Here is a 307-nt window from a genome sequence, read left to right as displayed (position 1 = left end):
ACCCCCGCGCGACTCTCGCCGCCTGTCGGTTTTCAAGACCGATCCCTTCAGCCGAACTTGGGTATACCTCCATGAAGGAAAAAATAAATATTTTATTATTATATGTCTAAACCATTAAAGAAAAAATGGAGGAGGTAGAGGGATTCGAACCCCCGCGCGATTCTCACCGCCTGTCGGTTTTCAAGACCGATCCCTTCAGCCGAACTTGGGTATACCTCCGAGACATATATTAAATAAAGTGGAGCCTAGCGGGATCGAACCGCTGACCTCCTGCGTGCAAGGCAGGCGCTCTCCCAGCTGAGCTAAG

At 50.2% G+C, this 307-nt stretch carries 2 tRNA genes; both read right to left on the bottom strand.

Annotated elements, in window-relative coordinates:
* Positions 1–126: 126 nt before the first annotated feature.
* Positions 127–219 (bottom strand) — tRNA-Ser (locus QO049_RS30630).
* Positions 220–239: 20 nt separating this feature from the next.
* Positions 240–306: transfer RNA gene (locus tag QO049_RS30625), tRNA-Ala, on the bottom strand.
* Position 307 lies beyond the last annotated feature (1 nt).

The sequence above is a fragment of the Bacillus sp. RB3 genome, assembly GCF_030164735.1.
GTDB classification, from domain to species: Bacteria; Bacillota; Bacilli; order Bacillales; family Bacillaceae_G; genus Bacillus_A; species Bacillus_A cereus.
The sequence above is the reverse complement of the archived record's forward strand: the minus strand, read 5'-3'. Positions and strand labels throughout refer to the sequence as shown.